The 9,994-nt window shown below is 37.8% G+C and carries 11 protein-coding genes, 1 tRNA gene and 1 pseudogene; 7 read left to right on the top strand and 6 right to left on the bottom strand.

Going from position 1 to position 9,994, the window contains the following annotated elements:
• Window positions 1-1,202: 1,202 nt before the first annotated feature.
• Window positions 1,203-1,274 (bottom strand) — tRNA-Thr (locus C7H19_RS24415).
• 60 nt (window positions 1,275-1,334) lie between these two features.
• Here C7H19_RS24415 and C7H19_RS24410 point away from each other — a divergent pair.
• Window positions 1,335-1,595, top strand: a complete 261-nt coding sequence (locus tag C7H19_RS24410) for a DUF3493 domain-containing protein (protein ID WP_106459510.1) — start codon at window positions 1,335-1,337, stop codon at window positions 1,593-1,595.
• On the opposite strand, the gene C7H19_RS24405 is transcribed toward C7H19_RS24410, so the two are convergent.
• Both C7H19_RS24405 and C7H19_RS24400 read right to left on the bottom strand, forming a co-directional pair.
• Window positions 1,563-2,072, bottom strand: coding sequence for a TIGR00725 family protein (locus C7H19_RS24405; protein WP_106459509.1), 510 nt, complete (start codon window positions 2,070-2,072; stop codon window positions 1,563-1,565). The two genes, C7H19_RS24410 and C7H19_RS24405, sit on opposite strands and share 33 nt — an antisense overlap.
• Complete coding sequence (locus tag C7H19_RS24400; protein WP_106459508.1) at window positions 2,072-2,863, bottom strand: SAM hydrolase/SAM-dependent halogenase family protein; 792 nt, start codon at window positions 2,861-2,863, stop codon at window positions 2,072-2,074. Before C7H19_RS24400 ends, C7H19_RS24405 begins: the two co-directional genes overlap by 1 nt.
• A gap of 126 nt (window positions 2,864-2,989) precedes the next feature.
• On the opposite strand from C7H19_RS24400, the gene C7H19_RS24395 reads away from it, so the two are divergent.
• Window positions 2,990-3,553, top strand: a complete 564-nt coding sequence (locus tag C7H19_RS24395; RefSeq protein WP_425428933.1) for a DUF456 domain-containing protein — start codon at window positions 2,990-2,992, stop codon at window positions 3,551-3,553.
• Between the two features lie 59 nt (window positions 3,554-3,612).
• Window positions 3,613-4,941: a CmpA/NrtA family ABC transporter substrate-binding protein gene (locus C7H19_RS24390; RefSeq protein WP_106459507.1), complete on the top strand. Its 1,329-nt coding sequence runs from the start codon at window positions 3,613-3,615 to the stop codon at window positions 4,939-4,941.
• 122 nt (window positions 4,942-5,063) lie between these two features.
• Here the strand turns inward: C7H19_RS24390 and C7H19_RS24385 are convergent, their stop codons facing one another.
• On the bottom strand, window positions 5,064-6,017 hold the full coding sequence (locus C7H19_RS24385; protein ID WP_106459506.1) for an NAD-dependent epimerase/dehydratase family protein: 954 nt from the start codon (window positions 6,015-6,017) through the stop codon (window positions 5,064-5,066).
• A gap of 138 nt (window positions 6,018-6,155) precedes the next feature.
• Window positions 6,156-7,220 (bottom strand): uroporphyrinogen decarboxylase, encoded by a 1,065-nt coding sequence (gene hemE, locus C7H19_RS24380; RefSeq protein ID WP_106459505.1) that lies wholly within the window; start codon window positions 7,218-7,220, stop codon window positions 6,156-6,158.
• Between the two features lie 725 nt (window positions 7,221-7,945).
• On the opposite strand from hemE, the gene C7H19_RS24370 reads away from it, so the two are divergent.
• The 3 genes from C7H19_RS24370 to C7H19_RS24360 are packed head-to-tail and all read left to right on the top strand — an operon-like array spanning window position 7,946 to window position 9,074.
• Window positions 7,946-8,185, top strand: a complete 240-nt coding sequence (locus tag C7H19_RS24370) for a hypothetical protein (RefSeq protein ID WP_106459504.1) — start codon at window positions 7,946-7,948, stop codon at window positions 8,183-8,185.
• On the top strand, window positions 8,175-8,627 hold the full coding sequence (locus tag C7H19_RS24365; RefSeq protein WP_106459503.1) for an HNH endonuclease: 453 nt from the start codon (window positions 8,175-8,177) through the stop codon (window positions 8,625-8,627). The genes C7H19_RS24370 and C7H19_RS24365 overlap by 11 nt, the downstream gene beginning before the upstream one ends.
• A 45-nt stretch (window positions 8,628-8,672) precedes the next feature.
• Window positions 8,673-9,074, top strand: a complete 402-nt coding sequence (locus tag C7H19_RS24360) for a YybH family protein (RefSeq protein ID WP_106459502.1) — start codon at window positions 8,673-8,675, stop codon at window positions 9,072-9,074.
• A gap of 92 nt (window positions 9,075-9,166) precedes the next feature.
• On the opposite strand, the pseudogene C7H19_RS27130 reads toward C7H19_RS24360, so the two are convergent.
• Window positions 9,167-9,298 (bottom strand): annotated as a pseudogene (locus C7H19_RS27130) (type II toxin-antitoxin system RelE/ParE family toxin); the annotation flags it as partial.
• 184 nt (window positions 9,299-9,482) lie between these two features.
• Between C7H19_RS27130 and C7H19_RS24350 the strand changes: the two are divergent.
• Window positions 9,483-9,842, top strand: a complete 360-nt coding sequence (locus C7H19_RS24350; protein WP_106459501.1) for an endonuclease domain-containing protein — start codon at window positions 9,483-9,485, stop codon at window positions 9,840-9,842.
• Window positions 9,843-9,994: the final 152 nt, after the last annotated feature.

Genomic DNA, 9,994 nt, shown 5'->3' with positions numbered 1-9,994 from the left:
AACTTTAGTGGAAGCTGTGGAAAACATTCTCAAATATTTTGGAGAAAAATATACAATTAATTTTACATAGCTACTTATTACATCTCAAGCTTCTAAGCTAAACATCGTAGTCGAGGAAGGAAAACAATTAACGCAAGGAAGTTCACAGGAACAAGCAAAAGCGTTAGCTCTCTCCGTCTATCATTCTCGTTTGAGTGCTTAAGATTTCACACTTGCACCTTGAAAATTAAATACGTTAGTATTAACACTAATCGCGCCGTAGTTTATGTTCTTTTGAACCTCTGTGCTATGCCAAATCTGGGTTAGTTTACCTATCTGCCGATAGGTGTGCTTTCTGACCCTAGTGGCTACCCGCCCTGATGCTGATTTTTATAGCGAAAGCTGTAGAGATGATTAACTCGTAAATTGGGGTTAAGTGTTACTTCAATTCTACGAGGTCGGTGCGCTCCCAGCAATAGGGGTGTGGACGTACCTCTGTGGTGGTCACTCAATCACCTCCGAGCAAGGAGGAATCCATCCTTTTTTTATTTTTGACGGGACAAAGCTAGAGTAAGATCTTTGGAGTTCTGCCAAAATACCGAAAGTCTTTCAGAGACTTACTTTTCACCTTTATAGCGGAATGGTTACATCCTATCTTAGTGTTAGAAAAACACCAAATTTTAGAGACTTGTCAAAATTGTTTCTAGAATTAAGTGTTAATAAGGTTTCTAGCTAATAGATGTTTCAACAACCATTCCGAGTTGGGATGGGTTGAAAGCGTCTTGCGCACAAGAACTAGACAGGAAACCCGCGTTTCAACAACCATTCCGAGTTGGGATGGGTTGAAAGGGGGCTTATGAATTTGGCGAATTTTTGTCCAACCTGTTTCAACAACCATTCCGAGTTGGGATGGGTTGAAAGTAGAAAAGAAATGCTCAGAAATAATGAATATACTGGTTTCAACAACCATTCCGAGTTGGGATTGGTTGAAAGGTCAATTATGTATACCAAGGATTATAAAGTGTTTTAGTTAAGGATGGATTGAAAGGATTCGTAATCAATTGGTTGTGGGTTAACAGTTAAAATTAACTCTCATGTGACACTTAATCTGTCACTAATATTTAAGCGACACTAAATTTTTAAAGCGACAATTAGTAAGTCTTCATGACATTAATGTGTCACTAACGTCAAATAATCTGTCACTGTACAACAGGTACATGATAAGCCGATGATGAGATTTGAACTCACGACCAATTGATTACGAATCAACTACTCTACCACTGAGCTACATCGGCACTGGCAATTTATAATTATATCGCACAAAATAAGATTAATAGTATTAAAACTTAAAACCGATGACAAAATCTAACCCACAAAAACTCAGTCCCGAAAAATACGCACGTCTGAAGGCCGAAGCGAAAGCACCTTATAAAGGACTGCGACAATTTATGTATATTGGTTTTGGAGCTTCTGGTTTAATTGGAGCATTTATATTTTTAGCCCAGTTATTAGCGGGTAAAGATGTTGCAGGTGTATTACCCAATTTTGCCTTACAAGTGGGGGTTGTCGCGTTGATGGTTTGGTTATTTCGTCTCGAACAAGGAAAGTCTAGCTAAAATATCATGAGTTAGTTGAATGGTTTCTTGGGGTGTATTTGTCCTAAAAACGCGATCGGGTGAAAAACGGTAAAAGAATTCATAGCTTTTAGGGTCATTATTCAATAAAATGACATATTTTCCGCTTTTTAGGGCTAAAGCGACTTCGGAAACGGTTCCTAATCCCATACCACAAGCAATAACCACATCTGAAGACAGCACGTTAATATTATTACGAGCTTGACCTAAATCAGTGACGATCGCAATATCTACCGCATCGGATACACTATTCTTATTCCCACTCGGTAAAATACCAATAATTAACCCGCCAGCTTGTTTCGCCCCTCGACTAGCGGCATCCATAACCCCCACAGGACGACCACCCGTGAGTAAGGTCAAATTTGACCTAGCAATGAGTTGACCCAGTTCGTAGGCGTTTCTAAGGTCTTCTGGTGTAGCATTTTCACCAGGCCCCATGACTCCAATAATAACTCGCATTAGATAGATAAAAAAGTAACAGTTTGATTAACTTTTGGTTTGCCAAAACGTCGCCATGCACTACCCCCACGTAAAAAGAGTTCCATCCATCTAACTTCTGTTCCGTCTTGTTTTTTCCATCCCGAACTTCCAGGGGCAAAAGCGAGAGTACCTTCAGGCACTTTGAAGCTACCATCAGAATACACCGCATCGCTGACAATATCTCCGACTCTCACCGTGACTTTGGTTTGGGTGGGTAAATGAATAGAGTCTGCAGGAATAGTCGTTTTAAGATTACCATAACCATCCACCCATGCAATACGATCGCATGGCGGGTCAGGAATCAGATCAAGAGCGATCGCATCACCTATAATACTATTATCCCCTTTGATGATCGATGCAGCAGCAGCCGGAAAAACATCTCGTGAACGAAACTGGGAACCCCCACGAGAAACATTTAAATTATAAATAGCGATCGCTTCGTGTTTAATAAAAGAAAGGCTATAACCTGCCCAAACTCCCACCACTTTTGTACCATTCTCTAACAAAGCATAGGTTAACCCCTCCCCTTCATTATTACTTCTGCCTTCAGGATTATCTTGACGCGGGGCGCAATTATGATAAACTAAACGTTCTGATGGGCCCATATTTAAACCCAGTTGACCGACCCAAAAACCTGTTGCTAAGGTACTAAAAGGGGCAACCGAGAGACAATGAGGGGTTGCTGTGGGAAGATAAAATAACAAACGTTGCACCACTTCAGCGAATGCCGGGTCATTGTTTCCATAGTCAGCGATAATATGAATCAACATAAAGCTTTCACTCAACAGAAGCGACACTCAAACTATATCGCACTCAGTTTAAGAAAAACACGATCGCTTGTTCTCGACGACTAAAAATTGTTAGGATCAGTGAGTTAATGATTTTTTCGTCTAAAAATGTTCTTAAGCGCAGTTAATACAGGTATTGGAGACGATATATTATATTGGGTACTCATCGCCGTTATGATGGTGGGTGTTTTGGGTGCTTTATTACCTGGTTTACCCAGTGCTATTTTTATTGTAGGAGCAATCTTAGTCTGGGGTTTTGTTAAAGGTTTTGCGGTTGTTACTATTCCTCTGGTTGTCACCCTTGTTGTCTTACTACTGAGTACAGGTGTTGAATTATTAGCGACTTATTGGGGTGTCAAAAAAATTGGGGCTAGTCATTGGAGTCAAATAGGTTCAATTGTTGGATTATTTGCAGGTATTTTTGGATTATTACCCGCTTTACCCTTTGGTGGGCCACTAATTGGGATTTTACTAGGTCCTATTATAGGCGCATTCGTCGGCGAATTTCTTTATCGAAAAGATCTCGAACTTTCTGCACGTCTACAACTTTCACTAAAAGTGTGTATTGGTATTGTCGTCGGATCTCTTATCGGGAATATTATAAAAACAATTCTAACTTTAGGTGCGGTGATTACATTTATTATCGTCACATGGCCGTCACTTAGCACTTAAATAAAACGACTAATTAAGATAAACTATACCCCAAATATGAGTTAAAAGAAAAAATTTCAATGAAAAGGCGAAAGTTTGTTAAATACACGAGTCTTAGTTCAGCTAGTTTAATTATAGCTAGTTGTTCGGGTGTTCAATTGCCACAAACCAACACAGAAGAAGATTTTAAGCTAGATAGCAGTAAATTAGAGAAAAAAAGTTTATCCTTAGCTTATGTTCCCAGTACCGATGCAGCCCCCATTATTATTGCTAAAGAAAAAGGAATTTTTGAGCGTTACGGTTTAGCAGTTGGACTACAACGACAAAATAGTTGGAGTGAGATTGAAAAAAGATTATTAGATGGGAAGGTTGATACGGCTCAAGGCTTATTTGCTATGCCAATGTTAGCACAATTGGGCAAGGAAAAAGCCCCCATGATTTCTCTAATGATGTTAAATTGGAATGGGAGTGCGATTACATTAGGTAAAAAAGCTTGGAAAGGTGGGTTACGTCCTGCATCTGAATATCAAAATTTTTTAGAGTTTTCTAATAACTTTAGAGACTATACTAGAAGTACAGGACAGCCGCTAAATTTTGCTACTGAATCGGCTGCTTCTATGGATACCTATTTACTTCGTTATTGGTTGGGAGCGATGGGAATTGATCCCAAAAAAGAAGTAAAATTGCTTTCGATTAATCCATCTCAATTAATCTATAAATTACAAGCGGGAACAATTGATGGTTTTTCTGTTGCAGAACCTTGGAATCAACAAACTGTAGCGCAACAAATTGGTTTTATTCCTTATATTAGCAAAGATATTTGGCGAGGTCATCCAGGAAAAATTTTAGCTTCTATGCAAGGTTGGATTGATAAATATCCAAATACGGCAAGAACTTTAGTTGCTGCTTTAATTGATGCTTGCCGTTTTTGTGATAAGTCGGAAAATCGTCTAGAAATAGCTCAGATTTTATCACAAAGCCAGTATTTGAATATTCCGCAGCCGTTAATTGAAACTTCTTTAGTCGATAAATATTTGTCCGAAAATTGGGAAAATTTTCAGAATGAAACTTTTAAATATCCTGATTTTAATCTGTATCATTTTCAGAATACGGATTATTTGAAAAAGCCTGATCATGTCAATTATCCTTGGCGATCGCATAGTGTTTGGTTACTCACTCAATTAGTTCGTTGGAATGAGCTTGGACTAACCGAATATCCGAAAGATGCTGATCAGATTTTAGATAAAATGTATCCAGTTAAAATATATGAAGATGCCGCCGAAATTTTAAGAATAGAAATACCTAAACAAGCTAGGATTGAACCTAAAACCTCATTTATCGATCAAAGAGAATTTGATCCGAGTCAACCGATCGCTTACTTAAATCAATTTGAAATTAGAACAACATAACACTATTTTTTAATAGTAAAATATTGACAAATCAATAAAAGTATGTTAGGAAAAAGCAAATGTAAGAAAGGGTAGGGGTTTGGTCTTTCTAGCCAATTATTGACAGGATTTGGTATTAATTTTTAAACTTTTTTAGGTATTCCCCGTAAAGCTAAAACATCATCTAAAGTTGAACAATAATTCTTTAAACCAAAACTAGCAGGTGTTACGGTATTTTTATGAGTAAAATGACGATAATCCATCAAAAATAGATCCCATTCGGCCATTCTGATATAAAACACCTTAATAAAAAAGTCTGCTAAAGTCTTAGTTAAATTGAACCGAAAATAGATTCTTTTCCCTAAATAACTACAGATTTTTTCGACTGCTTCATTAGCGGTTACTGGTGCATTTCCTAAGACTAAATCTCGGTTATCGGTTTCTTTTAAAGGATGATCGACTAAATAGGTTGTGACTTGTGCAATATCTTTGGCATGGATATAATGAAAACTACCATCCGCTTTAAACCAACGAATCAGATCGGCATATTTGAGTACATCGGGTAAACCTCCATATAGATGAGAATAGGGGTATTTTTCATCTCCTCCGAGAACTAAAGTCGGATAAAGCGTGGTAATTTTAGAAGCGATCGGTAGTTGATTTAATTTAGAATGACAGATATATTTAGTCCGTATGTAATCTGTACCAATTTCTCCCGCTTCTTTCAAAGGTTGGTTATTGCGATCCAGTATACTTTCAGTCGAAAAATATATCACTTGTTCACAAACGACAGGATCGAGTAATTTTAGTAAAGTGAGGGTTTTAACGATATTAATTTCTTCGGTTTCTTCCCTTCCTCCCCAACTGGTAGCGACTAAGATAGCAACATTAATCGTTTTCAGTAAATCGCTATATTTTTCAATTTCTTTCAGATCGCCCGTTAGAATATGGATATTTGGGCGAGTAGAATAATTAAATTTTAATTTATCGGGATTTCTAACTAAAAAAAATAATTCGTGATCCGTTTGTTGGATCAGTTCGTCTGCGAGATAATGACCAATACAACCGCTAACACCCGTTACAAAAATCCGTTTCATGCCATTCTAATTTAAAAATTAAAGGGTTTGAAAACCAAAAAATAAAGGGTTTGGAAATCAAACCCCTACAATCTTATACTAAAGAATAGATGGTTTGGCAACCAAACCCCTACAATCAATTAAATAATATCGTATTGATTACGCGTGAACGGCTAATAATTGATCGACTTGTTTAGCGGTTTCAAAGAAAAATCTAACGTTATCTTCGGGAGTTCCCACCAAAACACCATGACCTAAGTTTAGGATATGACCTTGATTTCCTGCTTTGCGAACTGTATCTAAAATACGATCTCTGATAAAGCTATGGGAACCAAACAAGACACCTGGATCGATGTTACCTTGTACTTTCATCTGTTTTCCTAACCGTTGTCTAGCTTCAGCCATATCAACAGTCCAGTCTACACTAACCATATCTACACCCGATTGTCCCATTCTTTCTAATACACCAGCACTACCACTGATATAAAGAATTAATGGGGTGTCTGGGTGGGTTTCTTTAACCTGACGTATCACTTGTTGTTGATAGGGTAAAGCAAATACATCATAATCTTGGGGACTCATTTGACCTGCCCAAGAATCAAACATTTGTACTACTTGCGCTCCACAATCGATCTGATAGCGAACATAAGTAGCTACCATATCAGCGAGTTTGCTTAAAAACTGATGTAAGACTGTAGGTTCAGAAAAAGCCATGCTTTTGATCACAGAATAGGTTTTTGATCCTTTTCCTTCTACAGCATAAGCAGCAAGTGTCCAAGGTGCGCCAACAAAACCTAAAACAGTTGATTTGTTACCAACTTCAGAACGTAGCGTTTGTAAGATGGTTTTAATAAACGGTAAAGACTCATCGGGTTCTAGCGGGTGTAGCTTGTCTACTTGTTCTTGAGTGCGGATAGCAGGTTCAATAATTGGCCCTTTGCTTTCGATAATATCAAAAGGGATACCAATTCCTGCCAGGGGAGTTAAAATATCGGAGAACATGATCACGCCATCGGGTTGAAATGCACGCCAAGGCTGTAGAGAGATTTCAATCGCAAGATCAGCGTTTTCTGAGCGATCGCGGAAACTTGGATATTTATCGCGCAAATCTCGATATACTTTCATATAGCGTCCTGCTTGCCGCATCATCCAGACGGGAGGACGGTCTAAAACTTCTCCTCTTGCTGCACGTAGCAAATAAGGGGTTTCTCTTGAATCAGTCATGTTCGTATCCTAAACAATTTCTTCCATGCCTTTGTTAGCTTATCATTCTCAGAGCGGTCATTTGGAGTTGTTTAAGAATATTCACGGGGAAACCTTTTTGATATGATAGAGGTTGAATAGACAGAAAGTTTCGGTGCAATAAATAGTTAGGTGGCTTCTTCTTTTGTGATTAATGTTATCAAAGCGTTTTAGGTTTGCAGTAAAATTATGTGAGTAGAGACACTAGATTGAAAGAATATATGGCAAGAGCAAGAGTACCTAGAGGACAAGTTTTTGTAAAAAAGGAAGAGAAGATTTTAGAGACACTGACTAATTTAAAAGCCGTTCATTCAGATGAGGATTTTATTCTCAAGTTTTAAGAGTTGTTCCCCAATGACTGGGAAAAAATAGTTGCGCGCTATGAAGCACACGAAAAAAATACCCCCAAAGGGAAAAGCCATCCAATGCCAAAACCAGAAAAGTATTTGTTAAATATTTCCCACAAACTTAGAGTAGCCTACGCCAAAGATGAATAGCTCAGTCTGATTGTGAAAAACTCAGGAAGCGAGGACTAAAAATCTAGTACATCTTGATCGGCAAACTAAGACAGTTACTGGTGAGATTGAGTTTTTTGCCCTCTTCAGCAAAAAAAGCTTTCATCTTATGAGCTAGGGAAAAAAGTTATAATTTTATTGGTTATCAAGTTTTAAAGTTTCGAGATAGATGGCAACGTAATCGGAGTAAAAATGGTTACAACTCTCAATAAACCGTCGTCACTAATTCATGAGATTCAGCTTGAAAAAATTGGTGATTGGAATTTATTCAAGTTTAGTGAGTCTCTGCAACTGAGAATGGAAAACCTTCTAGAGAAGAAAAAGGCTGATCGGCTGACTTCGGATGAAATCACAGAACTAGAGACAATTACAGAATTAGATCGCATTTTTACTCATATTAATGCGATGTTGGCTGCTCAAAATGTCAATTAGTGATGAAGTCAAACAAGCCATTCGGGAACGCGCTCGATATGTGTGCGAATATTGCCATTCTCTGGAAATGTTAAGCGCAAATCGCTTTACTTTCGATCACGTTATTCCAAAATCTTTGGGTGGCTCTGACAACATTGATAATTTAGCACTTGCTTGTCGTCGTTGTAATGAGAGACGTTACAACTTTGTGGCTGGTGTTGATCCAGAAACTCAGGCGATCGTTCCTATTTTCAATCCTCGTCAACAGTCATGGAAGGATCATTTTATGTGGCGAGATCAAGGCGTTGTGATTGAGGGAACGACACCAGTTGGTCGTGCAACCTGTATTCGTCTTGATTTGAACGATACCCGCTATCCAGAAAACGATTCTATTCGAGAAACGAGACGATTTTGGATAAAAACTGGGTTACATCCTTTATCAGACGATCCGTGTATGAATTGATTTTGTAACTATAGAAACTGCATCAAAAGAAGGAAGTAAATAATAATGGATGACCACGTTCTAAAGCAAGAAATAGCCAAAGCTGATCGAGCGATCGATGAACGCGATTTTGATACTGTAGCTAATTGCTATACAGAAGAAGCCGTATTAGTAGTTAAACCTGGGATGCTAGTACAAGGGCGCGAAGCGATTAGAGTGGCGCATCAGAGAATTTCTGATTACTTTAACGATAGTCTTAAAGTTTCACAAGGTGACATGGTTATTATTGAGGCAGGGGATATCGCATTAGTTTTATCGAAGACTTATATTGTGTCTCCTGAAAAGATAGATTCAGAGTTTTCTACTGAAAGAGAAGCCATTTACGTCTATAAAAAAACGGCTGATGGACAGTGGTTGTGTGCGATTGATAATTCATATGGCGTAGAACTATTGAAAACTCAGGCCTAAGCGTAAAAACAACTATCTAGATCCATCGCAGAGAAAAGTAACGCAACTTCCGAAAGTAGTGATACCCAAGGGATCTGAAAAGCAGTGCGCTTTTAATAAACTTCATCGTGAGTCCCAATCGATTCTAAAAGGATGGCTTGATCTTCTTCATATTCAACGAATTTAAAAATAATTCTTAGGTCATAGCCTACACTACAAGCATAAGAATCTTTAAGAGATCCTTTGTTAAGAGCATAATTATAGGAAGAAAATCTATTTATCTGAGCAATTATACTGTTGATGTAAGAATTACAAGATAAGCCAAAAGGTTGGGGGAATCAATGTATGTCGTGAATGAATGGAAAATGGTATAAGAATTACAAGATAAGCCAAAAGTCTCCCTTTTTAAGGGGGTTTGGGGGGATCACAATGAATTATCTACCATACAATAAAAATTTAGTTCCGAGAGCTAAAGAATTAAGAGCAAGGATGACTTTAGCCGAGAAGAAAATTTGGCATGATTATTTAAGAAACTTTGAACATAGAGTTTATCGACAACGACCAATCGATAATTTTATTGTTGATTTTTATTGCCCGAAGTTAAAATTAGTTAATGAAATAGATGGAGATAGTCATTACGAAGAAAATGCTCAGGAATATGATCGTCAAAGAACCGAAATTTTAGAAGGTTACGGATTAAAAGTTATAAGATTCACTAACGCGGAGGTTTTGACTAATTTAGCAGGAGTTGTTATCTTAATTGAAGAATTGCTCCCCCCTAACCATTGATGACTATCCTCTTTCCTAGTCAAGATTTTTGGTTGTTATCTTAATTAAAGGATTGATCCCCCCTAACCCCCCTTACTGGAGTTTAGACTATGACAAAATAACCCAGTCTTGTTTTTGGGCTAAGATGTTAGCAATTTGGCTAAAAATTGGGT

This window comes from Aphanothece hegewaldii CCALA 016 (assembly GCF_003007785.1).
In the GTDB taxonomy this organism is placed as follows: domain Bacteria; phylum Cyanobacteriota; class Cyanobacteriia; order Cyanobacteriales; family Microcystaceae; genus Chroococcus; species Chroococcus hegewaldii.
This window is presented reverse-complemented; position numbering and strand designations above follow the sequence as displayed.